This is a genomic window from Pseudonocardia sp. EC080619-01 (assembly GCF_001420995.1).
Lineage (GTDB): Bacteria > Actinomycetota > Actinomycetes > Mycobacteriales > Pseudonocardiaceae > Pseudonocardia.
Window position 1 is genome coordinate 1,916,274 of sequence record NZ_CP012184.1, and the last position, 21,880, is coordinate 1,938,153.

Consider the following 21,880-nt stretch of genomic DNA (forward strand, 5'->3'; position numbering starts at 1 on the left):
CACCCGGCACACGACGACCGACGACCGACGACACCGGCGAGGCCGCATTGCCCGACGCACTGACGATCACCGGCTCGCGCGGGGTCCGGTCGGAACCGGACACACGACCGGTGGCCCTGTTCGAGGAGTTCGTGGCGCCGTTCGCCCGGGCCGGGACGACCGTCCACGTCGGCGGCGCGGTCGGCATCGACACCGCGGCGCTCGACTGGCTCGCGCGGTGCACGGACGCCGCGATCGTCGTCGTCGTGCCGTGCACGGTCGCCGACCAGCCGGACGTCGCGGCCGCGGCCGTCCGCCGGTGGCAGGACGCGCACCGGCTGGCCGCCGTGGTCGAGCTCGGTGCCGCGCGGCTCGGACGGACGCCTATCACGCCCGGAACCGGTGGATGGTGGACCGCAGCCGGCTCGTCGTCGGCTTCCCGCTGGGCGACGAGCCGACCGGTGGGACCCGGTACACGCTCGACTACGCCGCAGCTCTCGGCGTCCCGCGGCTGGTCGTACCGGTGTGAGCGGCGGAGCGGGGCGCCGGCGTCCGGCCGGTCGTGCCGGCCGGACGCCTCAGCCCACGGGCAGGCCGCTCAGCGCAGCTTGTAGTCGCGCAGCAGGCCCCGGGAGATGATCGTCTTCTGGATCTCCGAGGTGCCCTCGCCGATGAGCAGGAACGGGGCCTCACGCATGAGGCGCTCGATCTCGTACTCCTTGGAGTACCCGTAGCCGCCGTGGATGCGGAACGACTCCTCGGTGACCTCCTTGCAGTACTCCGAGGCGAGCATCTTGGCCATGCCGGCCTCGACGTCGTTGCGCTCGCCGCGGTCCTTCAGGCGCGCGGCGTTGACCATCATCAGGTGCGCGGCCTCGACCTTGGTCGCCATCTCGGCGAGCTTGAAGCTGATCGCCTGGTGCTGGGCGATCGGCTTGCCGAAGGTGGAGCGCTGCTGGGCGTACTCGACGCCGAGCTCGAAGGCCCGGATCGCGATGCCGCAGGCACGGGCGGCGACGTTGACCCGGCCGACCTCGACGCCGTCCATCATGTGCGAGAAGCCCTTGCCGCGCTCCCCGCCGAGGATCTGGTCGCCGGACACCCGGTGGCCCTTGAACACCATCTCGGTGGTGTCCACGCCCTTGTAGCCCATCTTGTCGATCTTGCCGGGGATGACGAGGCCGGGAGCGACCTCGCCGTAGCCGGTGGGCTTCTCGACCAGGAACGTCGTGAGGTTCTGGTGGGCCTTCTCCGCGCCCTCGTCGGTCTTGACCAGCACCGCGGTCAGGTTCGACGTGCCACCGTTGGTCAGCCACATCTTGGCGCCGTCGATGACGTAGTCGTCACCGTCCTGCACGGCCTTGGTCTTGATGGCCGCGACGTCCGAGCCGAGGTCGGGCTCGGACATCGAGAAGGAGCCGCGGGTCTCGCCCGTGGCCATCTTCGGCAGGTAGCGCTCCTTCTGCGCCTGCGTGCCGTGCTGGCGCAGCATGTAGGCCACGATGAAGTGGGTGTTGATCACACCGGAGACGCTCATCCAGCCGCGCGCGATCTCCTCGACGACGAGCGCGTAGGTCAGCAGCGACTCGCCGAGACCGCCGTACTCCTCCGGGATCATGAGGCCGAACAGCCCCATCTCCTTCATCCCGTCGACGATGTCCTGCGGGTAGGCGTCCTCGTGCTCCAGCGCCGTGGCGTGCGGGATGATCTCCTTGTCCACGAAGCTGCGGACGGTGGAGAGGATCTCCTCCTGGATGTCGGTGAGACCGGCGGTCCGTGCGAGCCGGGCCATGGGTGTTCCTCCTGAACGTCTCTGGTCAGTACCGGGTGAGGGCTCACGCCTCCGGCGGCGTCCACTTCTCGGTGCGGGTCATGCCCGCGGCGCGGCCCTTGCCGGAGATGACCAGCGCCATCTTCCGGCTGGCCTCGTCGATCATCTCGTCGCCGATCATCGCGGCGCCCTTCTTCCCGCCCGCCTCGGACGTGAAGTACTCGTAGGCGTCGAGGATGTTCTCGGCGTGGTCGTAGTCGCTCTGCGCCGGCGAGAAGGTCTCGTTCGCCGCGTCGATCTGACCGGGGTGCAGCACCCACTTGCCGTCGAACCCGAGCGCGGCCGAGCGGCCGGCGACGCGCGTGAAGCCGTCGACGTCCTTGATCTGCAGGAAGGGGCCGTCGATGGCCTGCTTGTCGTGCGCGCGCGCCGCCATCAGGATCGACATGAGGATGTGGTGGTAGGCGTCGCCCACGTCGTAGCCGGGCGGCTGCTCACCGACGACCAGCGACTTCATGTTGATCGAGGCCATGAAGTCCGCCGGGCCGAAGATGATCGTCTCGACCCGCGGCGACGCGGTGGCGATCGCGTCGACGTTGGTCAGGCCCAGCGCGTTCTCGATCTGCGCCTCGATGCCGATCTTCCCGACCTCGTAGCCCAGGGTCTTCTCGATCTGGGTCAGCAGCAGGTCCAGCGCGACGACCTGCTCCGGGGTCTGCACCTTCGGCAGCATGATCGCGTCGAGGTTCGCCCCGGCGCCCTCGACCACCTCGGTCACGTCGCGGTAGGTCCACTCGGTCGTCCAGTCGTTGACCCGGACCACGCGGAGCTTCTCACCCCAGCCGCCCTCGTTGAGGGCCTCCACGATCGTCTTCCGCGCCCCGGGCTTGGCCAGCGGGGCGCACGCGTCCTCGAGGTCCAGGAACACCTGGTCGGAATTCAGGCCGCGCGCCTTGTCGATGAACTTCTGGCTCGAACCGGGCACGGCCAGGCAGGACCGGCGCGGGCGGAGGGTAGTGCTCACAGGCGGGCTCCTCGTCGAGATCGTCCTCGTCCGCGCCACGGTGCTCGGCGCGGACCTCGCGTCGGACTGTGACTCTGGCACGAGCGCCCGCCGTCCGCCCCGTCCAGGTGATTGGTTTCTCACCCGCCGGTGGTCAGGGTGGGGTTACTCGCCGGTCACCCCTGCTCGGGAGGTGGGGTCAGGGATCCGCCGGCCACCGCGACGACGGTGCCCCCGACCCAGGTCCCGGCGACCCGGCCGCCCTCGGTGCGGACCCCCGCGTACAGCGTCGACGGCCTGCCCATCTCGACGCCCTGGGTGACGACGAAGGGATGGTCGCCATCGTCCCCCACCAGCCCGCGGTCGGCGAGGAACACCCCGAGCGCGACGGCGGCGGACCCGGTGGCCGGGTCCTCGGGGACGCCGATGCCGTTGCCGAACATCCGGGCGTGCACCCGCTCGGCGGTGGCGTCGACCGCGGCGACGAGCAGCCCGGTCGCGCTGCCGGTCGCGTCGGCGAGCGCGGCGGGGTCGGGCCGGCAACGGGCGACGGCGTCCGGCTGCACCAGCAGGATCGCGAACTCGACCCCCGCACCGGCGACGCCGGGGACGGCGGCCCCGTCGACGTCGTCGGGGCCGAGGCCTACCGCGGCGGCGAGCCGGACGGCGTTCAGCTCCTCCCCGACGAACGGCTCCCCGCCCTCGACGCGGGCGCCCGTCCCGTCGACCCGGACCGGGAGCAGGCCCGCGCCGCACTCCTGGATCCGCTCGCCGTGCCCGATGACGCCGTCGCGGGCCAGCACCCAGGCGGTGCCGACGCTGGGGTGACCGGCGAAGGGCAGCTCCCGGCCCGGGGTGAAGATCCGGACCCGGTAGTCGGCGCTCCCGTCGCCGTCCCCGGTCGGGGGCAGCGGGAACGTGGTCTCGGAGAGGTTGAACTCGGTCGCGATCGCCTGCATCCGCGCCGTCGAGAGGGCCTCGGCGCCGTGCACGACGGCGAGCGGGTTCCCCGCGTAGGCGCGGTCGGTGAAGACGTCGACGACGTCGTAGCGGAGGGTCTCGGCGCTGCGCTCGCTCACGTGGCCGCAGCCTAATCGTCCGGCGGGTGTGTGCCACCCGGCCCCGGCCCGGCGCCGGCTCTAGGCTCGCCCCATGGCCTCGGCACGGGTGTTCGTCGCGCGGATGGCCGGGCTGGCCGTGTTCGGGCCGGACGGCGAGCGGATCGGGAAGGTCCGCGACGTCGTCGTGTCGCTGCGGGTCGACAGCCACCCGCCGCGGGTGCTCGGGCTGGTCGTGGACCTGTCGGCGCGGCGGAGCATCTTCGTCCCGATGCTGCGGGTCTCCGACGTGGCGCCGACCGCGGTCACGCTGGCCAGCGGGTCGGTGAACCTGCGCGGGTTCGACCAGCGGCCGAACGAGACGCTCGTCGTCGGTGAGCTGCTGAACTCCACGGTGGGCGTGCGCGAGTCGGGGGCGTCGGGCGTCGTCGTGGACGCGGCGATCGAGCCGACCCGGACCCGGGACTGGGCGATCACGAAGGTCGCGGTCCGGTTCCGCCGGGCGCGCCTGTCCCGTCGCCCGCGCGTCGAGGTGTACGGCTGGGAGGCCGTGTCCGGGCTCGACGTCGCCGCCACCCAGGGCGCCGACCGGCTGCTGGCGGTGTTCGACACGATGCGCCCCGCCGACGTCGCGGCGGCCCTGTCCCGGCTGCCCGACGAGCGGCAGCGGCAGGTCGTCGACGCCCTCGACGACGAGCGTCTCGCCGACGTGTTCGAGGAGCTGTCCGAGTCCGACCAGCGGGAGCTGCTCGCCTACCTCGACGACGACCGGGCCGCCGACGTGCTCGAGGCGATGAGCCCGGACGACGCCGCGGACCTGCTCGGCGAGCTGTCCGACGACGAGGCCGGCCGGCTGCTGGAGCTGATGGAGCCCGACGAGTCCGAGCCCGTCCGGCGGCTGCTGCGCTACGAGTGGGACACCGCGGGCGGTCTCATGACCCCCGAGCCGATCACTCTGTCCCCGGACGCGACGGTCGCGGAGGCGCTGGCCCGGGTCCGGAACCCGGAGGTGCCGCCCGCGCTGGCGTCGATGGTGTTCGTCGTCCGTCCGCCGACGGCGACCCCGACCGGGCGCTACCTCGGCTGCGTGCACGCCCAGCAGCTGCTCCGTGCCGCACCGTTCGAGCTGGTCGCGGGCATGGTGGACACCGAGCTGCAGCAGCTCGGGCCGGAGGCGGGGCTGGGTGCGGTGACGCGCTGGTTCGCCAGCTACAACCTGGTCGCCGGCCCGGTGGTCGACGCCGAGGACCACCTGCTCGGTGCGGTCACCGTCGACGACGTGCTGGACCACCTGCTGCCGCAGGGCTGGCGGGACCGCGACCTCGCCCCCGGCGAGGTGCACAGCGGCACCGCGAACGGCGGGGACACCGGCGGTGCGGAGGTGCGCGGTGCCTGAGGCCCCCGTCGGACGCCGGCTCGACCAGCCCCGCGTCGGACGCCGGCGGTTCGAGGTCGACCCGGACGGCTTCGCCCGGCTGTCCGAGCGCATCGCACGGTTCCTCGGGACGGGGCGCTTCCTGGCGATCCAGTCCGTCATCGTGGTCTTCTGGATCGCGCTGAACCTGATCGCCTGGCGGATCCAGTGGGACCCGTACCCGTTCATCCTGCTGAACCTGGCGTTCTCCACCCAGGCGGCGTACGCGGCACCGTTGATCCTGCTGGCCCAGAACCGGCAGGACGACCGGGACCGGATCGCGCTGGACGAGGACCGGCGCCGGGCCGAGCGGACCAAGGCCGACACCGAGTTCCTCGCCCGCGAGCTCGCGGCGCTCCGGCTGGCGGTCGGTGAGACGGCCAGCCGGGACTACCTCCGCGGGGAGCTGGAGAAGCTCACCGACCGGCTCGACGACGCGGTCGCCCGCGCGGCCGAGGGCACCGGTCCGGCCCCGCACGCGGAGAAGGACGACCGCAAGCGGGGCCGCAAGAAGGACCGGTTCAGGGGATGAGCTTGCGGCTGATCCGCTCGAGGTCGACGAGATCGGCGGGGTCGAGCCGGTCGGCGAAGTGCTCGCGGACCCCGCGCAGGTGCGTCGTGGCGGCGATCCGCAGGCGCTCGTAGCCGGCGTCGGTCAGCTTGGCGGTGACGCCGCGGCCGTCGCCGGCGAACTTGGCGCGGGCGACCAGCCCGGCCCGCTCCAGCCGGTCCACCAGCCGGGTCACCCCGGACCGGGACAGCAGGACGGCGTCGGCGAGCTCGGTCATCCGCAGCCGGTGCTCCGGGGCCTCGGAGAGCTGCACGAGGACGTCGTACGCGGCCAGTGAGAGCTGCTGCTCGACCTCCAGCTCGCCCTCGAGCAGCTTGGTGATGCCGGCGTGCGCGCGCAGGAAGCTGCGCCACGACGCCAGCTCCTCGCGCGTCGGGACCGCGCGGCGCCGCCCGGTGAGCTCGCGCCCCGGGGCGCCGACGGTGTCCTCCACCGAGACGATGCTAGGGGGACGCCGACTGCGGCGTGGTGGGAGGCACGCGTCGTGTCCCGTACCCGCACGTAGCATGGGTGGGACGCGAGAGGAAAGAGGTCGTCAGGCTCATGTCCGTCACCGACAGCACCAGCACCGTCGAGGACCGGGTGCGCGCCGCTCTCGGCACCGTCGAGGACCCGGAGATCCACAAGCCGATCACCGAGCTGGGGATGGTCAAGAGCGTCGCCGTGTCGGCCGACGGGCTCGCCGAGGTCGGCGTCTACCTGACCGTCGCCGGCTGCCCGATGCGCGAGACCATCACCACCCGGGTGACCGACGCCGTCACGAAGGTCCCGGGCGTCGAGCGGGTCGAGGTCGAGCTCGACGTGATGAGCGACGAGCAGCGCACCGAGCTCCGCAAGTCGCTGCGCGGCGACTCCGACGAGCCCGAGATCCCGTTCGCCCAGCCCGGGTCGATGACCCGCGTCTACTGCGTGGCGTCCGGCAAGGGCGGCGTCGGCAAGTCCTCGGTCACCGTCAACCTGGCCGCGTCGATGGCGCGGCGCGGGCTGAAGGTCGGCGTGGTCGACGCCGACATCTACGGCCACTCGGTGCCCCGCATGATCGGGGCGGACGACCGGCCGACCAAGGTCGACAACATGATCATGCCGCCGCAGTCGCACGGCGTGAAGGTCATCTCGATCGGCATGTTCACCGACGGGAACACCCCGGTCGTCTGGCGCGGGCCGATGCTGCACCGGGCCCTGCAGCAGTTCCTCGCCGACGTCTTCTGGGGCGATCTGGACGTCCTGCTGCTGGACCTGCCCCCCGGCACCGGCGACGTCGCCATCTCGACCGCGCAGCTCGTGCCCAACGCCGAGCTGCTCGTCGTCACCACCCCGCAGCAGGCGGCCGCCGAGGTGGCCGAGCGGGCCGGTGCGATCTCCACGCAGACCCGTCAGCGGCTGGCCGGCGTCGTGGAGAACATGTCGTGGCTGGAGATGCCCGACGGCTCCCGCAACGAGCTGTTCGGCTCCGGCGGCGGGCAGATCGTGGCCGACTCGCTCTCGAAGATCGTCGGTGCACCGGTGCCGCTGCTCGGGCAGGTCCCGCTCGAGGTGGCGCTGCGCGAGGGCGGCGACGCCGGGAACCCGATCGTGCTGGGCAGGCCCGAGTCCGGGGCCGCGCAGGCCCTGGAGGGCATCGCCGAGAAGCTCACGGTCCGTTCGCGCGGCCTGGCCGGGATGAGCCTGAACATCTCGCCCGTCGGTCGCTGAGCACACCGGGGCCGCCCGGACGACGAACGGCCCCGCACACCGATCGGTGTGCGGGGCCGTTCGCGGTTCCCCCGGGGTCGGTCAGGACAGCGCGTCGTCGAGCGCCTTGGTCCAGAGCGCGAGGCCCTCGTCGATCTGCTCGCCGGTGACGACCAGCGGCGGGATCATCCGGACGATGTTGCCCTGGACGCCGCAGGTCAGCAGGAGCAGACCCTGCGCGGCTGCGGCGGCATGGACCTTCGCCGCGGTGGCGCCGTCCGGGTTGCCCGCGGCGTCGACGAACTCGATGCCGACCATCAGGCCACGGCCGCGGACGTCGCCGATCGCGGCGATCCCCTGCGCCGCGTCCCGGACCCCGGCGACGAGCTTCTCGCCCTGCACCCGGGCGTTCTCGACGAGACCCTCGCCCTGCACGACGTCCAGGGTGGCCAGGGCCGCGGCGCAGGCGACGGCGTTGCCGCCGTAGGTGCCGCCCTGCGAGCCCGGCCAGGCCTTCTCCATGATCGCCTTCGGCGCGGCGATCGCGGACAGCGGGAACCCGGACGCGAGCCCCTTCGCGGTGACGATGACGTCCGGCGTGAAGCCCTCGGCGTGCTGGTGACCCCAGAACCTGCCGGTGCGGCCGTAGCCCGTCTGCACCTCGTCGGCGATCAGCAGGATGCCGTGCTTGTCGGCCCGCTCCCGCAGACCGTGCAGGAACGCGGACGGGGTCGGGACGTAGCCACCCTCGCCGAGCACCGGCTCGACGATGAAGGCCGCGACGTCCGACGCCGGCGCGGAGCTGGCCAGGACCCGGTCGAGCTCGCGCAGCGCGAACGCGACGGTGTCCTCCTCCGACCAGCCGTAGCGGTAGGCGTAGGGGAACGGGGAGAACGCGACCCCGCCCATCATCGGGCCGATCCCGGCGCGGATCTTCGCACCGGAGGTGGTGAGCGCCGCGGCGCCCATCGTGCGGCCGTGGAACCCGCCGTCGAAGGCGACGATCGTGGAGCGGCCGGTGGCCTGGCGCGCGAGCCGCACCGAGGCCTCGACGGCCTCCGAACCGGAGTTGGTGAAGAAGACCGAGTCGATGCCCTCGGGCAGGACCTCGCCCATCCGCTCGACCAGCTTCAGCAGCGGCTGGTGCATGACGGTCGTGTACTGGCCGTGGATCAGGGTGCCGACCTGCTCCTGCGCCGCCTTGACGACCGTCGGGTGGCAGTGCCCGGTGGACGTGACGCCGATTCCGGCGGTGAAGTCGAGGTGCCGGCGGCCGTCGGTGTCGTACAGGTAGACGCCCTCACCGCGGGCGGCCTGGACCGGGGTGGCCTGCTTCAGCAGCGGGGACAGCTGTGCCATGGGTTCGCAGCTCCTGGTGCGTCGAGGTGTCCGGCGTGCGGCTGGGATCCGGGTCCGTCGACCCGAGTTGTCGAGTTGTCGACAATCCAAGGGAAGCATGCGCGACCGGGGCGGGGCAAGGGCCTCCCCTGGCTCCCTTTGCTCTGCACACCGGTACGCGCCGGGGGGCGGGCAGAGCCGGGACTCCGGCACCGGGCCGGCTCCGGCCCGCCCAGCCCGGGGGCCGCGCAGGCGGGTGGTGCGTACCGGTGTGCAGAGCAAAGCGGCCCACGGGGCAGCACCCTCCCCGGCGGGCGGGCAGGCAGGCGGCCGGGCGGATCGGTGGGTCGGGACGCCCCTCAGCTCAGGAGACCCGCGATGACCAGCAGGACCGGCACCGCGACGATCGTCGATGCCAGTGCGGACTCCCGGGCCACGGAGACGGCGCGGTCGTAGCGCACCGCGTAGCCGAACACGTTCTGCGCGGTCGGCAGCGCGGCCAGGACAACGGCGGCCAGCAACGCCGGCCCCGTCAGCCCGAGCAGGCCGGCGGCCAGGGCCCAGGCGAGCAGCGGGTGCACGACGTTCTTGATCGCGACGGCGGTCCACACCGAGCCTGCGGTGTCCCCGAGGCCCGGCAGCCGGGCGCCGTGCAGGGAGATCCCGAACGCGAGCAGCATCGCGGGCACGGCGAGGTCGGCGAGCAGGTCGATCGGCGCCGCGACCGGCTCGGGCAGCGTGATCCCCGTACCCGACACGATCAGTCCGGCCGCCGTCGCGAGGGCGATCGGGTTGCGCAGCGGCGCGAACGCGATGCGCGTCCAGCCGGGACGCTCGCCGCGGCCGTCGCCGGGCAGGATGTCCATCAGCGTCGTGAACAGCGGTGTGAGGATCGCGAGCTGGAACAGCAGCACCGGTGCGACGGTCGCCGGGTCGCCGAGCACGTAGGTCGCGATCGGGATGCCGAGGTTGCCGGCGTTGACGTAGCCCGACGCCATCGAGCCGACCACCGCCTCCCCCGCGGGCCGGCGGCGCAGCAGCGCGATCGGGACGAACAACGCGCAGGCCAGGGAGCTGGTGACGGCCGTGACCACGAGCGCGGAGGAGAAGACCGCACCGACGTCGGCCCGGGACAGGGTGGTGAACAGCAGCGCGGGCGAGGCGACGAAGAACGCCGTGCGCGCCAGGACCCGGGACCCGTTGTCGCCGAGGACCCCGCCCCGGCCCAGGGCGTACCCGACGGCGACGACGACCGTGATGACCAGGAATCCCTCGAGCACGCCCGTCACGTGCCCAGATGTTACGTATGCGAACGATCGCGCGGGGCGGCGAGCGCCCCGATTCACACGGTTCCGGCTCAGGCGGCCCCGGGCATCGCGGCGAGGATCCGGGTGACGGCGTCGTCCATGTGTGCGGCCAGCCGGTCGAGCAGGAGCTCGGTCCGGCCGTCGCGCAGGGCGTCGCGCAGCCGCTCGTGCTCGGCGAGCAGCTCCGGGGCGGGCGGGGCGGTCTGCTGGAACGCGGCCAGGCACATCCGGGTCTCGACGAGCAGCCCGTCGGTCATCCGGCGCAGCCGCGGGCTCCCGGACGCCGCGACCAGCGCGGCGTGGAAGTCGTGGTCGGCGTCGGCGAGGCCGATCGCGTCCCCGGCCGCCGCGGCGGCCTCCATCGCACCGAGCGGGATCTCCAGCGCGACGACGGCCGACGCCCGGTCCCCCGCCAGCACCTGCAGCGCTGCGGCCCGCTCGACCGCGGTCCGGGCCAGGTACACGTCACGGACGTCGTCGGGGCCGAGCTCGCGCACGAACAGGCCGCGGTGCCGCTCGCTGCGCAGGAGCCCCTCGGCGACGAGCCGCTGCATCGCCTCGCGCAGCGGCCCCCGGCTCACCCCGAGCCGTCCGGCCAGGTCCACCTCGCCGAGCTGGGTGCCCGGCGCGAACGTGCCGCGCATGATCGCGGCGCGGATCCGGTCCGCGACGATCTCCGCGGTCGACCGCCGGCTGACCGGCTCCAGGTCCGAGACGTCCAGGCCCACCCGGGCTCACCCCTTCCGGAACAACGTCCCCAGCCTGGGGCGGTCGACGTCCGAGCCGGCCAGGCGCAGGCCCTGCCAGATGCTGACCTGGTTGGCCGTCAGCACCGGCTTGCCGAGACGCTCGTCGAGCGCGTCCAGGATCTCCACGGTGTGCAGTGCGGTGTCCGGCAGCAGCACCGCGTCGGCGGCCGGCGCGTCCGACGACACCGCGTCGGCGAACTCGAGCACCGTCGACGACGGCAGCGTCCCGACCTCCGCGGCGGTGATGATGTCCCGCGCGGAGACGGTCAGCACCGAGATGCCGTGGTGGGTCAGGAACTGCACGAACGCCCCGGCGACGTCCGGCGGATAGGTCGCGCCGACCGCCACCGTCGCGACGCCGAGCCGCTTGCAGGCGTCCACGAACGCGAACGACGTGCTCGACGCCGGCACGCCCGCCGCCTTCTCCAGCGCCGCCGCCTGCCGGGCCGCCCCCTCGGGGCCGAAGATGAAGCTGCCCGAGGTGCAGGCCCAGACGACCGAGTCGAGGGGCCCCGCCTCGGCGGCGACGCGCCCGGCCGCCTCGGCGAGGACGTCGTCGCCACCGATGTCGAGCAGCGCGTCCTCCCGGTGTGCGTCCACCTTCATCTCGGAATGGACCAGCGGGAGCCGGCTGCCGTCGGCGAGGAGCTTCTCGGCGCGGGGGTAGTCGTCCTCCGCGGAGTATCCGGGGTACAGGATGCCGACCGTGCTCATGTTGTCGACAATCCTACAGAGCCCGGGGTCGCCGCAAGGGGCTCACTCGACCCGCGAGTAGACGAGCCGCTCCCCGACGCTGCCGGAACGCCAGACGTCGTGGCAGGCCGTCGCGATCGCGTCCAGCCCGTCGACGATCGTCGCGAAGACGTTCCCGGGCACCCAGCCGACGTCGCCGTTCAGCAGCAGGTTGTTCCGGCCGTAGAAGATCGCCAGGTCGATGCCGCCCTGGTCGGCGTCGATGCCCTGGTCGTCCTTGAAGGCCGCGTCGAGCATGCCCCCGTGGAAGTCGAAATAGCAGACGTCGCCCGGGATCGGGGTGACGGTCGGGTTCTCCTGGCCGATCCGCGGGCCGAACCGCGGAACGATCGTGTAGACCTCGTTGCGGGCGTACTTGGCGTGCTGCGCGTCACCACCCTGCGGGCCGCCCGCGAGGGCCTCCCAGACCGCCGCGGACGTCCGCGGGGCCTCCTTCTCCAGCAGTTCCGCGGTGCACGCGACACCGCGCTTCGCGAGTTCGATCCTGATCAGCTTGGGCATCCGTTTCCCCTCGGTCGTTCGCGGATACGGGGAGACCTCCACCGGATAGGTGGATTGTTGACAATCCTAGGTGCGCTTCCTAGCGTGTCAACGCCGCCCGACCTCCCCACCGACAGGATCTCCCGTTGCCGGTTTCCGCTGGTCAGGACCCCACCACCATCACCGCGCTGTGCGCGGGCGACGCCCCGCCCGGGATCGATGACCGCATCGGTGACGCACGCCTCAGGATCGTGTCGAGCGCCGACGAGCTGGCCGCCGCGCTCCCCGGCAGCGACGTCCTGCTCACCTGGGACTTCACCTCGGACGCCGTCCGGCAGGTGTGGTCGCCCGAGCGCACCGCCGACCTGCGCTGGGTGCACACCGCCAGCGCCGGCGTCGACCGGGTCGCGTTCCCCGAGCTGCTCAGCTCCCCGGTGACGCTGACGAACTCGCGCGGCGTGTTCGACCGGCCGATGGCCGAGTTCGTGCTCGGCGCGGTGATCGCCTTCGCCAAGGACACCGCCCGGTCGCTGGCCCTGCAGCGCGAGCGCACCTGGCAGCACCGCGAGACCGAGACCGTCGCCGGGAAGGTCGCCACCGTCGTCGGGAGCGGCCCGATCGGGCACGCGATCGCCGACCTGCTCGGTGCCGTCGGGATGACCGTGCGGCTGGTCGGCCGCCGCGCGGCCGATGGCGTGCACGCCTTCGACGAGCTGCCCGGGCTCCTGCCCGACTCCGACCACCTGGTGCTCGCCGCGCCGCTGACCGACGCGACCCGCGGCATGCTGCACAGCGGGACGATCGCGCTGCTCCCCGAGCGGGCGCGGGTGATCAACGTCGGGCGGGGGCCGCTGGTCGTGCAGGACGACCTGACCGACGCGCTGGCGTCCGGCCGGATCGCGGGCGCCGCACTGGACGTCTTCGAGGTCGAGCCGCTCCCCGCGGACTCGCCGCTCTGGGACATGGAGAACGTCCTGCTCTCCCCGCACATGTCCGGTGACGTCGTCGGCTGGAAGACCATGCTCGTCGACCTGTTCGCCGACAACCTCGCGCGCTTCCGGGAGGGCCGGGAGCTGCGCAACGTCGTGGACCCGGAACGCGGGTACGTCAGCACCGGGGCGAACTCGTGAGCCCCGCAGACAGCACCGGGGCGAACTCGTGAGCCCCGCAGAAGAGACTGCCACCGGAGGGAACTCGTGAGCGAGACGACCGCGGACCTGAGCGCGACCGAGCTGCTGGCCGCCTACCGCACCGGCGAGGTCTCCCCCGTCCAGGCCACCCGGGACGCGCTGGACCGCATCGAGGCCCACGACGGGGCCGTCAACGCCTACTGCCTCGTCGACGCGGACTCCGCGCTGGCGCGGGCCAAGGAGTCCGAGGCGCGCTGGCAGGCCGGCGAGCCGATCGGCCCGCTGGACGGCGTCCCCACCTCGATCAAGGACATGCTCCTGACGATCGGCTGGCCGACCCGCCGCGGATCGACGACGACCTCGCCCGACGGCCCGTTCGAGGTCGACGGCCCGCCGGTCGCCCGGGTCCGCGCCGCCGGCGCGGTGCTGCTGGGCAAGAACACCACCCCGGAGCTGGCCTGGAAGGGCGTCACCGACTCGCCGCTGACCGGCGTCACCACGAACCCGTGGGACCCGACGAGGACGGCGGGCGGCTCGTCGGGCGGGTCCGCGTCCGCCGTCGGCCTGGGAATGGGCCCGCTGTCGCTGGGGACCGACGCCGGTGGCTCGGTGCGGATCCCCGCCGCCTTCACCGGGACGGTCGCGCACAAGCCGACCTACGGCCGCATCGCGCACTACCCGGGTTCGGCGTTCGGCACCCTCGCCCACGTCGGCCCCATGACCCGCACCGTCGCCGACGCGGCGCTGCTGCACGACGTCGTCGCCCAGCCCGACACCCGCGCCCCGTGGGTGTTCGACGTGCCCCGGGAGTCCGCCGTCGACCGGCTGGCCGGCGGGGCCCAGGGCCTGCGGATCGCGTTCTCGCCCACGCTCGGCTTCGTCGACGTCGACCCGGAGGTGGCCGCGCTGGTCGCCGACGCCGTCGCGGTGTTCTCCCGTGCGCTCGGGGCGACCGTGGAGCACGCCGACCCGGGGTTCGCCGACCCGATCGAGCCGTTCCACACGCTCTGGTTCGCCGCGGCGGCCAAGTCGCTCGAACCGATCGGCGCCGAGGCACGGGCGGCGATGGACCCGGCGCTCGTCGGGATCGCCGAGCAGGGCGAGCGGGTGTCCGCGCTCGACTACCTGGGCGCGATGGCCGTCCGCAACGAGCTCGGCACCCTGATGGGCGCCTTCCACGACTCCTACGACCTGCTGCTCACCCCGACGCTGCCGATCACAGCGTTCGAGGGCGGCCGGGAGGTCCCCGAGGGCTGGCACGACCCGCGCTGGACGTCGTGGACGCCGTTCACCTACCCGTTCAACATGACCCAGCAGCCGGCGACGTCGGTGCCGTGCGGGTTCACCTCCGCCGGGCTGCCGGTCGGGCTGCAGGTCGTGGGGCCGCGGCACGCCGACGCGACCGTCCTGGCCGCGGCGCACGCCTACCAGCAGGCCACGGAGCACCACCTGCGCCGCCCGGCCCTGCTGGGCTGAGCCCGCCCGTCGCCCCGGGCCCCGGGGCGTCCCGTCAGGTCGCGTCGGGGTCGACCGGCGGCTGCTCCCCGGAGGACAGCGGCTGCTGCGGCGGCCGGGGCGCCGGTGCGGGTGCGCTCGTCGCGGCGCCCGCAGCACCGGCGGCACCGGTCGCCGCCACGCCCCCGGCAGCGGCCGCGGAGCCGTTCGAGCCTGCGGCACCGGGCGCGAACCCGTTCGGCTTCACCGGGTCGTCGTCGGAGAACAGGCTGCGGGTGATGGCGCGGCGGGGGTTCAGCGACCGCAGGCTCCGCAGGTCGTCCAGGGGCTGGCGGATCTGGTCGAACTCCGGGCCCAGTTCCTTCTTCAGGTGGTTCTGGGCGCCGGTGGCGTAGTCCTTGACCTGCCGTACGGCGCTGCCCAGCCAGCGGGCGGCCTCGGGGAGGCGGTCGGGGCCGAGGATGAACAGACCCGCGACCACGAGGACGAGGATCTCCCACATGCCGATGTTCTCGAACACACCGTCAGCGTACGGCCGGTCCCTGTGAGACCGGTGTGCGCCGGTCCTCCTCAGCGCTCGCCGAGCGTCGCGGTCACGGTGAGCGGTCGGCCCTGACGGACGAGCTCGATCGGGATCTGCTCACCGGGGTCGTGCTCCCGCACCGCGACGACGAACTCGTCGGCGCCGGCGATGGGACGGCCCGCGACCCGGACGACGACGTCACCCTCCACGACACCCGCGGCCGCGGCCGGTCCCCCGGCGACGACGTTCTGCACCTGGGCACCGTCGGTGGAGCCGTCGGTCACCGAGCGCGCGTTCACCCCGAGATCGGCGTGCGCGACCCGGCCGCTGCGGATGAGCTCCTCGGCGATCGCGCGGGCGTCGTCGATCGGGATGGCGAACCCGAGGCCGATCGAGCCGCCCTGACCGCCGCCCTCGGCGGCGCTCGCGCTGCGGATCGCGGTGTTGATCCCGACGACGGCGCCGGTCGCGTCCACCAGCGGCCCGCCCGAGTTGCCGGGGTTGATCGCAGCGTCGGTCTGCACGGCGTCGATGACGGCGTCACCGGCGCTGCCCTCCGGGTCGAGCCGGACCGGGCGGTCGACGGCCGAGACGATGCCGGTCGTCACCGTGCCGGCCAGCCCGAACGGCGACCCGATCGCGATCACCGCGTCGCCGACGGCGAGCTCCGAGGACCGGCCGATGGCCGCCACCGTCGGGTTCGCGACCGGCACCTTCACCACGGCGAGGTCGGTCATCGGGTCGGCGCCGACCACGGTCGCCGGGAGCCGGGAACCGTCGGAGAACACCGCCTCGACCGAGCCCTCACCGGGCCCCGCGGCGGGCGCGACGACGTGGTCGTTGGTGAGGACGTAGCCCTCGGGGTCGATGACGATGCCGGAACCGTTGCCCGCCTGGTTGCCGACCGACACCTCCAGCGACACCACCGACGGCAGGACCCGCCCGGCGACCTCCGGTACCGATCCGGGCGGACGTTCCTTCGCCTCCTCCGCCGACGCGAGCACCGCGCCGGGGCTGGTCAGCTCACTCGCCCCGGACGCCGTCCAGTGCCCGACGAGACCGCCGAGCGCGCCGATGCCGAGCGCCAGCACGCCGAGGAGTGCCAGGGCGCGGGGCTGCACCCGCTTGCCGAAGAGGACGTCGCGGACGCTGAGCCGCGGGCCGTCCTCCGGGTCGGGACCGGGCTCGGGGTCGGCGTCGCCGTGCGGGGCGGACGCGACCACCGGGGTCCCCGGATCCCGCCACGGGTCGTCGGTGGAACCGCCCGGCCAGAACGCCTCTTTGCTCTGCTCACCGGGAGTGGCCGGACCCTCCGCCTCGTCGGCCGCCGGCCGTTGCAGGCCGGGGCCCTCGTCCTCGGGCCTGCCGAACGCGCGGGCGACCGCGGCCGTCGGCGGCGGTGCGGCGGGCAGGCCGGACCCGTTGCGGGAGCCGTGCCGCGACGGCGGCGCGAACGACGACCCGACGCCGTCCGGGCGTCCGAACGCGGCCCGCTCGCCGGGATCGGTGTCCGGGCGGGTCAGCGGACGCGGCTCCAGCCGGGGCGGGGCCGATCCGGCCGGGTCGCCGGGGCGGTCGTCCCCGTGGTCGGGAGTCCCGCTCATCGGCGGCCCGTCACGCACGACGTCGCGTCACCCCACAGCACCCCGCCAGACTGCCGGTCCGGCGGTGAAGTCCCTGTATCGGTCCGGCGCCGTCAGCCGGACGGGGGCAGCCCGGCGTTGCGGACGGTGGAGGTCGGCGCCGCCGGGGCGACGCCACCGGTCGGCGACGCGGGGGTGCCCGGCGCCGGGGTCGCCGACGACGAGCGCTGACGCGGGGCCTGCGTCGGGGTGGTGGCGAACCGGGCGACGGCGGCGGCTCCGGGACCCGGGCCGCCGGGGGCCGGGGCCGACGTCGTCGCGGCCGGTACGCCGAACGCGAGCGCGCCCAGCGCGATCCCGGACACGGCTGCACCGGTGCCGAGCCGCACCCGCCGCGACCGGCGGGAGCGGCGCTCTCCGGTGTCACCGAACTCGGCGGGACGCAGCACCGAGACGAGCTCGCCGTCGGGTGTGAGCGAGAGGCCCGCCGGCGGCGGGGGGAGTTCGGTGTCCTGCGGGATCGACCGCAGCGCGCTCATCAGCGACGGCGGCAGCGTCGGCGCGTCGGCACCGCGCAGGGCTGACCGGGCCCGTCGCTGCTCGGCGACCTCGGCCGCGCAGTCCGGGCAGTGCCCGAGGTGCCGGGTGGCCCGGTCGTGCGGGCCGCGGGCCAGCTCGTCGTCCACGTAGGCGACGACCGCCTCGAGCGTCAGGTGGGCCTCCCCCCAGTCCGGGGGGACGACCTGGAAACGCCGTCGATCGGTCACGACGTCAACTCTGCCACCGGGTTGCGGTCGGTTGCCACCGCCTCGTCCCGCTCGGCGGCACGGTGCCGCTCCAGCGACGCGCGCAGCGCGGTCCGCCCGCGGTGGATCCGGCTGCGCACCGTGCCCAGCTTCACACCGAGCGTCGCGCCGATCTCCTCGTAGGACAGGCCCTCGACGTCGCACAGGACGACGGCGACCCGGAAGTCCGGCGGGAGCTCGTCCAGCGCGGCCTGCAGGTGCGGGTCCAGGTGGTTGATCGCGAACACGGTCTCCGGCTCGGGGCCGCCACCGGGGAGCCGCTCGGTGTCCTCCGGCAGGCCCTCCATCCGGAGGCGGGCGCGGCGGCGGACCATGTCCAGGAACAGGTTCGTCGTGATGCGGTGCAGCCAGCCCTCGAACGTGCCCGGCTTGTACGACGCGAGCGAGCGGAACACCCGGATGAACGTCTCCTGGGTGAGGTCCTCGGCGTCGTGCTGGTTGCCGGACAGGCGGTAGGCGAGCCGGTAGACACGGTCGGCGTGCTCCCGGACGACCTCGTCCCAGCTGGGCGGGGTCCAGTCGGCGCCCTCACCGGGGCGCGTGCCAGCGGCGTCCCGGACAGGGGCGTCGTCGGCGGTTCGAGGAGCAGGCATCGGGGCGGGGCACCTCCGTCGATCGCGGCCGGTCGGTTGTTCGCTCGCCCGCGAGGTCTGGTTCGTTGCAGTACAGAGTGCCCGCCGCTGATGAGGAGCATGTGAAACGGATCTGAGAGAAGTCTGTGAAATCGTTCCGGACCGGTACGTAGATCCGGGGGCCGGGTGAGGGCTTCACCAGCAGGTTTGCCCTCACCGGGTCTTGCGCCATGGAGCGTGTACCTCGCTGTTACCTCGAACACGTCTGAGAGAGGTACTGCCGTGGACGCTTCGCTGGTAGACGACTGGAAGCTCAGCCTGACCATCGCCAACAAGGCACCGAGCACCATCACGGGCTACCTGTCCACCGCCCGGTGCTACGTCGCCTGGTGCGGTGCTCGCTCCGGCCTTACGAAGCGGGACCTACAGGGCTTCCTCGCCCACCGGATCGACGCTGGCTACTCCCCGGCGGGCACCGCGAACCACTACCGCTGCCTGCAAGCCTGGTTCAAGTGGATGGTCGAGGAGGAGATCATCGAGCGGTCGCCCTTCGACAAGCTGAAGGCGCCGTTCGTCCCGGAGAAGGAAGTACCCCTGCTGACCCGGGACGAGGTCTCCAAGCTCCTGAACGCCTGCAAGCAGGGCCGGAAGATCACGGGCCTGCGGGACACCGCTGTGATCCGTCTGCTCCTGGACACCGGCCTCCGAGCATCCGAGCTCTGCCGGCTCACGCTGGATGACGTCGACTTCGATCTTCAGACCATCCGGGTGTACGGCAAGGGTAGGAAGTTCCGGACTGTGGTGTTCGGGGACAAACCCGCCCTGGCCCTCCGTCGCTACCTCCGCGCCAGGCAGGTCGACAGTGAGTCCTTGTTCCTGAGCCAGAAGGGTCCGATGACGGTGTCCACGCTCGGGCAGGCTCTGCACCGGCGTGGGGCACTGGCAGGGGTCAAGGGGGTTCACCCGCACAGGTTCCGTCACCAGTTCGCGCATGACTGGCTCGCTGCCGGCGGTTCGGAAGGCGATCTACAAAGACTTGCCGGCTGGTCGTCGAGAGCGATGCTTCAGAGGTATGGGTCCTCCGGTGCTGCGGCTCGTGCTGTGGAGGCTCACCGCTCCATGGGCTTGGATCAGAAGTACGCGTAATACCCCCTCAGACGGCCCGCAGAGGGCATGAGAAGACCCGGGGGTGTAGTTACCCTACCCCCGGGTCTTTTCGCTCTCAGATTTACAGTTGTTGAAAATCTTGTTCAGTTGTCCCGCTGCTCCGAACGAGTGAAGCTCAAGACTCGTGTGCGCGCTTCGGCTGAAGCGCGCCCCTACGTACAGGGTGAGGGAGGAGGAGCGAATCAGTCCTCCCGTTGAGCGATTAACTGGTCCTGGAACCTCCGCCAACCTTCCTTATCGAACCTCTTCCTCATCTCGGCCACCAGTGCGGATCGTTCTTTGCTCGGGCCAGCCTGGAGTTCGCGGTCACGAGTAAGAAGTTCGTCGAGGGTGAGCTCCATCAGCTTCGCGTTCCGCCGTGGATAAACTGTTACGAGCCGTCCAGGCCCCTGGTTTAGCTCGTACCCCCAAACGGACACTGCCGGGATCTCGTGCTCGGTGCGTTCAGCCTCCCGATACTCCTCGGCCGCCCGCTCCGCTTCTTCCCTGGTTCCGTAGAGCCCTTCGACACGATCAGACTCAACCGAGAAGACGGTCACCGAACTACCAGACGTCGTCTCCGGATTTCCCGGATCACTCGGGCCAGTTCTCGTTGATCCGTACGCATCCGTTCTGACTGGATCACGAGGGACTTGTACCGATGAAGCACCTGCTCGTCGGTCCAGTTCTTGAACGTATCGAGTTGTATCATCTGTCTAGAATAGCACAAGAGTCTTAGGCTGAACGAGTGAAATCCTGCTTGTTTGATCTTGAAAATGCGCTCAACCCTCCAACCGCGCCCGTACGTACATACCGGAAGGGGTCGGAGGTTCCCGAGCCCTTTGTGACCAACCCCTTGCGGTCACCCCTACGTACTGGTTAGAAGGGGGACAGGCTAGCCGACGCGCCTCACAGTCATCTCAGGAAGCTCTGACTGCGAAACGGAAGTGAGTACGCAACCGTAGTACTCAACCCCAGGTGGGAATCCGATCACCTTAAAAGGATTCCTAATGAACAACGTCTGCACCCGCATCATCGATGACTCGAATCCGGGCTCACCTTCGGGGAACGAGTACGGTTCGCCGCGGATGTGCGGGTCTACCGAGGCTGTCCAGATCACCAAGGACGGCTTCCTCGCTTGCCAGGACTGCCGGATCGAGGTCACGAACCGGCAGCTCTACAAGTCAGACAAGGCAGTACTCGAAGCGAACACTCCTACTTCGATCTACATCCTGAAGACTCCCCAGGGCTCGCTGAAGATCGGGCGGGCAGTAGATCTTTACCGCCGGCTTCAGGAGCTTCACCGGGACCAGTTCGGAGGAAGGCTCCAGGTCCTCGCCTCGTTCGTCGGTACTCACCAGGACGAGGCCGATCTCCACATCCGGTTCAACGACTTCCGTATCACCGGAGTTCTCGGAGAGCAGTTCTACGACGTCCCTGCCATCCGGGACCACGCACAGTCTGTCGGTATAGACCCGGCGGGCCAGCTCGCTGTGTCTCGCTATTCCCGCTACACCCCTCAGAACGACCCCAAGACGAACAAGGACTACGTCAAGTGAAGCGAACCAAGACTCTTTCCCCGTCGGTGAGTCTGGCTAAGGCTAAGAAGTTCTACTGGACCTACCCGTTCAGCATCCCGTTCTACTCCATCATGATCCCGCTCGCCGGGGCTCAGCTCGCAGGGTGGTTCTGATGGTGCCCGAACACAACCGGTTGTACGTCTGGCAGCTCTGCTCGAATCTTGACCATCCTCGGCACAAGATCGAGCCGCTGCTTGAGAGTCTTGACATCACGGTGTATGACAAGGACACCCGTTCGCCCTACATCAGAAGGTCGGACTTCCTCGACCTTCTGTACTCCATCGAGAACTGACTGACGCTAAGATAAAAGGATAAGACAATGGATCGCAAGCAGTTTAAGGGTAAGGACCCCTTCTCGGACGAGTTCCAGGAGGAGCTTGAGAAGCAGCAGGCAGCCAGGGAAGCTGAACAGCAGGCTCAGGTAGTTTCGCGTACTCCTGCTGTCCCAAATGGGGCAGTAGATCCTATCGCAAACCCGAGGCGGGCCAAGAAGACCTCACCGGGGCCTAAGAAGCAGGAGCCAGCAGACGACGGCGGCCAAGTTCCTTGGCGCAAGCCGGCGTCCCAAGCGGAGCACATGAAGGCTATTCGCTCGTCCCACTCACTTAAGGGTAACGCTCGTCTGGTCGCCTTCGACGCTCACCTGCAAATCGGTTTGGAGTCCGTGAGCAACGGAACGGAGTTCCCGGACACCAAGAAGGAGCTGACCGCTGCGTACCTGGCGATGTTCACCGGGCTCAGTGAGAACAAGGCCCGTGACTGGATGAAGGAAGCCTGTCGCCTCGGGTTCTTCCGGCGGGTGGACAACGGCAAGGGCGGTAGGAACAACTCCAACCGCGCCACCTACCTGCCGACGGTGCCGCAGTGGTTCAGCTGAGTGCCCTCACGAAGCTAAACCCCACCGTATAAACCCCCCCCAGAACGGTACCCACTAATATAGAGATTACTACTCTAGAAGAAGAGAGTAGTAGTTCTAAGAGTACAAGGTCTC

The 21,880-nt window shown here is 71.3% G+C and carries 24 protein-coding genes; 10 read left to right on the forward strand and 14 right to left on the reverse strand.

The window, feature by feature from the left end:
- The first annotated feature begins 110 nt into the window (after positions 1-110).
- A complete protein-coding gene (locus AD017_RS08820; protein WP_227013366.1) occupies positions 111-593 on the forward strand; it encodes a hypothetical protein in 483 nt (160 codons plus the stop codon).
- Here the strand turns inward: AD017_RS08820 and AD017_RS08825 are convergent.
- From AD017_RS08825 to AD017_RS08835, 3 genes are all read right to left on the reverse strand, one after another.
- Positions 578-1,771, reverse strand: a complete 1,194-nt coding sequence (locus AD017_RS08825; protein WP_060573894.1) for an acyl-CoA dehydrogenase family protein — start codon at positions 1,769-1,771, stop codon at positions 578-580. The genes AD017_RS08820 and AD017_RS08825 overlap by 16 nt on opposite strands.
- Positions 1,772-1,814: 43 nt before the next feature.
- Positions 1,815-2,774 carry a CoA ester lyase gene (locus AD017_RS08830; RefSeq protein ID WP_060573895.1) on the reverse strand — a complete coding sequence of 320 codons (960 nt, stop codon included), beginning with the start codon at positions 2,772-2,774 and terminating at the stop codon, positions 1,815-1,817.
- Positions 2,775-2,929: 155 nt separating this feature from the next.
- The gene (locus AD017_RS08835) at positions 2,930-3,832 is read right to left on the reverse strand and encodes a PhzF family phenazine biosynthesis protein (protein WP_010229751.1); all 903 of its coding nucleotides are present in this window, start codon (positions 3,830-3,832) and stop codon (positions 2,930-2,932) included.
- Positions 3,833-3,905: 73 nt separating this feature from the next.
- Between AD017_RS08835 and AD017_RS08840 the strand changes: the two genes are divergently transcribed.
- Both AD017_RS08840 and AD017_RS08845 read left to right on the forward strand, forming a co-directional pair.
- Positions 3,906-5,207, forward strand: a complete 1,302-nt coding sequence (locus AD017_RS08840; protein WP_010229754.1) for a magnesium transporter MgtE N-terminal domain-containing protein — start codon at positions 3,906-3,908, stop codon at positions 5,205-5,207.
- A complete protein-coding gene (locus AD017_RS08845) occupies positions 5,200-5,757 on the forward strand; it encodes a DUF1003 domain-containing protein (protein ID WP_010229756.1) in 558 nt (185 codons plus the stop codon). The genes AD017_RS08840 and AD017_RS08845 overlap by 8 nt, the downstream gene beginning before the upstream one ends.
- Here AD017_RS08845 and AD017_RS08850 read toward each other — a convergent pair.
- Positions 5,747-6,229: a MarR family winged helix-turn-helix transcriptional regulator gene (locus AD017_RS08850; protein WP_010229758.1), complete on the reverse strand. Its 483-nt coding sequence runs from the start codon at positions 6,227-6,229 to the stop codon at positions 5,747-5,749. The two genes, AD017_RS08845 and AD017_RS08850, sit on opposite strands and share 11 nt — an antisense overlap.
- Positions 6,230-6,339: 110 nt before the next feature.
- Between AD017_RS08850 and AD017_RS08855 the strand changes: the two genes are divergently transcribed.
- On the forward strand, positions 6,340-7,488 hold the full coding sequence (locus AD017_RS08855; protein WP_010229761.1) for an Mrp/NBP35 family ATP-binding protein: 1,149 nt from the start codon (positions 6,340-6,342) through the stop codon (positions 7,486-7,488).
- Positions 7,489-7,569: 81 nt separating this feature from the next.
- On the opposite strand, the gene AD017_RS08860 is transcribed toward AD017_RS08855, so the two are convergent.
- The 5 genes from AD017_RS08860 to AD017_RS08880 form a co-directional block, all read right to left on the reverse strand.
- On the reverse strand, positions 7,570-8,826 hold the full coding sequence (locus AD017_RS08860) for an aspartate aminotransferase family protein (protein WP_060573896.1): 1,257 nt from the start codon (positions 8,824-8,826) through the stop codon (positions 7,570-7,572).
- Positions 8,827-9,164: 338 nt separating this feature from the next.
- On the reverse strand, positions 9,165-10,094 hold the full coding sequence (locus tag AD017_RS08865) for an AEC family transporter (RefSeq protein WP_010229767.1): 930 nt from the start codon (positions 10,092-10,094) through the stop codon (positions 9,165-9,167).
- 68 nt (positions 10,095-10,162) lie between these two features.
- Positions 10,163-10,834 carry a GntR family transcriptional regulator gene (locus AD017_RS08870; protein ID WP_033199509.1) on the reverse strand — a complete coding sequence of 224 codons (672 nt, stop codon included), beginning with the start codon at positions 10,832-10,834 and terminating at the stop codon, positions 10,163-10,165.
- Positions 10,835-10,846: 12 nt separating this feature from the next.
- Entirely contained in the window at positions 10,847-11,575 is a 729-nt protein-coding gene (locus AD017_RS08875) for a maleate cis-trans isomerase (protein ID WP_060573897.1), read from the reverse strand.
- 42 nt (positions 11,576-11,617) lie between these two features.
- Positions 11,618-12,115 carry a DUF3830 family protein gene (locus AD017_RS08880; protein WP_010229774.1) on the reverse strand — a complete coding sequence of 166 codons (498 nt, stop codon included), beginning with the start codon at positions 12,113-12,115 and terminating at the stop codon, positions 11,618-11,620.
- A 125-nt stretch (positions 12,116-12,240) separates the two neighbouring features.
- On the opposite strand from AD017_RS08880, the gene AD017_RS08885 reads away from it, so the two are divergent.
- Both AD017_RS08885 and AD017_RS08890 read left to right on the forward strand, forming a co-directional pair.
- Positions 12,241-13,224, forward strand: a complete 984-nt coding sequence (locus AD017_RS08885; RefSeq protein WP_010229777.1) for a D-2-hydroxyacid dehydrogenase — start codon at positions 12,241-12,243, stop codon at positions 13,222-13,224.
- A 66-nt stretch (positions 13,225-13,290) separates the two neighbouring features.
- A complete protein-coding gene (locus AD017_RS08890) occupies positions 13,291-14,700 on the forward strand; it encodes an amidase (RefSeq protein WP_060573898.1) in 1,410 nt (469 codons plus the stop codon).
- A 34-nt stretch (positions 14,701-14,734) separates the two neighbouring features.
- Here AD017_RS08890 and tatB read toward each other — a convergent pair whose 3' ends face one another.
- The 4 genes from tatB to sigE form a co-directional block, all read right to left on the reverse strand.
- Positions 14,735-15,199 (reverse strand): Sec-independent protein translocase protein TatB, encoded by a 465-nt coding sequence (tatB, locus tag AD017_RS08895; protein ID WP_060573899.1) that lies wholly within the window; start codon positions 15,197-15,199, stop codon positions 14,735-14,737.
- A gap of 50 nt (positions 15,200-15,249) precedes the next feature.
- On the reverse strand, positions 15,250-16,806 hold the full coding sequence (locus AD017_RS08900) for a S1C family serine protease (RefSeq protein WP_060573900.1): 1,557 nt from the start codon (positions 16,804-16,806) through the stop codon (positions 15,250-15,252).
- A gap of 92 nt (positions 16,807-16,898) precedes the next feature.
- Positions 16,899-17,552, reverse strand: a complete 654-nt coding sequence (locus AD017_RS08905; RefSeq protein WP_060573901.1) for an anti-sigma factor — start codon at positions 17,550-17,552, stop codon at positions 16,899-16,901.
- Positions 17,549-18,184 (reverse strand): RNA polymerase sigma factor SigE, encoded by a 636-nt coding sequence (gene sigE / locus AD017_RS08910; RefSeq protein WP_010241558.1) that lies wholly within the window; start codon positions 18,182-18,184, stop codon positions 17,549-17,551. Before sigE ends, AD017_RS08905 begins: the two co-directional genes overlap by 4 nt.
- A gap of 261 nt (positions 18,185-18,445) precedes the next feature.
- Here sigE and AD017_RS08915 point away from each other — a divergent pair, with 261 nt between their 5' ends.
- Positions 18,446-19,309, forward strand: a complete 864-nt coding sequence (locus AD017_RS08915; protein ID WP_060573902.1) for a tyrosine-type recombinase/integrase — start codon at positions 18,446-18,448, stop codon at positions 19,307-19,309.
- A 203-nt stretch (positions 19,310-19,512) separates the two neighbouring features.
- Here the strand turns inward: AD017_RS08915 and AD017_RS08920 are convergent, their stop codons facing one another.
- Positions 19,513-19,869: a hypothetical protein gene (locus tag AD017_RS08920; RefSeq protein WP_060573903.1), complete on the reverse strand. Its 357-nt coding sequence runs from the start codon at positions 19,867-19,869 to the stop codon at positions 19,513-19,515.
- A 450-nt stretch (positions 19,870-20,319) separates the two neighbouring features.
- On the opposite strand from AD017_RS08920, the gene AD017_RS08925 reads away from it, so the two are divergent.
- The 3 genes from AD017_RS08925 (at position 20,320) to AD017_RS34425 (ending at position 21,766) form a co-directional block, all read left to right on the forward strand.
- Positions 20,320-20,868 carry a GIY-YIG nuclease family protein gene (locus tag AD017_RS08925; RefSeq protein ID WP_082538234.1) on the forward strand — a complete coding sequence of 183 codons (549 nt, stop codon included), beginning with the start codon at positions 20,320-20,322 and terminating at the stop codon, positions 20,866-20,868.
- Between the two features lie 133 nt (positions 20,869-21,001).
- Complete coding sequence (locus tag AD017_RS08930; RefSeq protein WP_060573905.1) at positions 21,002-21,181, forward strand: hypothetical protein; 180 nt, start codon at positions 21,002-21,004, stop codon at positions 21,179-21,181.
- A 27-nt stretch (positions 21,182-21,208) separates the two neighbouring features.
- Positions 21,209-21,766: a hypothetical protein gene (locus tag AD017_RS34425; RefSeq protein ID WP_145982693.1), complete on the forward strand. Its 558-nt coding sequence runs from the start codon at positions 21,209-21,211 to the stop codon at positions 21,764-21,766.
- Positions 21,767-21,880: the final 114 nt, after the last annotated feature.

Excerpts from the sequence above, each read along its gene's own strand:
- sigE (WP_010241558.1), bottom strand. The coding sequence starts at position 18,184 with ATGCCTGCTCCTCGAACCGCCGACGACGCCCCTGTCCGGGACGCCGCT.
- AD017_RS08875 (WP_060573897.1), bottom strand. The coding sequence starts at position 11,575 with ATGAGCACGGTCGGCATCCTGTACCCCGGATACTCCGCGGAGGACGAC.
- AD017_RS08855 (WP_010229761.1), top strand. The coding sequence starts at position 6,340 with ATGTCCGTCACCGACAGCACCAGCACCGTCGAGGACCGGGTGCGCGCC.
- AD017_RS08900 (WP_060573900.1), bottom strand. The coding sequence starts at position 16,806 with ATGAGCGGGACTCCCGACCACGGGGACGACCGCCCCGGCGACCCGGCC.
- AD017_RS34425 (WP_145982693.1), top strand. The coding sequence starts at position 21,209 with ATGGATCGCAAGCAGTTTAAGGGTAAGGACCCCTTCTCGGACGAGTTC.
- AD017_RS08860 (WP_060573896.1), bottom strand. The coding sequence starts at position 8,826 with ATGGCACAGCTGTCCCCGCTGCTGAAGCAGGCCACCCCGGTCCAGGCC.
- AD017_RS08825 (WP_060573894.1), bottom strand. The coding sequence starts at position 1,771 with ATGGCCCGGCTCGCACGGACCGCCGGTCTCACCGACATCCAGGAGGAG.
- AD017_RS08840 (WP_010229754.1), top strand. The coding sequence starts at position 3,906 with ATGGCCTCGGCACGGGTGTTCGTCGCGCGGATGGCCGGGCTGGCCGTG.
- AD017_RS08880 (WP_010229774.1), bottom strand. The coding sequence starts at position 12,115 with ATGCCCAAGCTGATCAGGATCGAACTCGCGAAGCGCGGTGTCGCGTGC.
- AD017_RS08925 (WP_082538234.1), top strand. The coding sequence starts at position 20,320 with ATGAACAACGTCTGCACCCGCATCATCGATGACTCGAATCCGGGCTCA.
- AD017_RS08930 (WP_060573905.1), top strand. The coding sequence starts at position 21,002 with ATGGTGCCCGAACACAACCGGTTGTACGTCTGGCAGCTCTGCTCGAAT.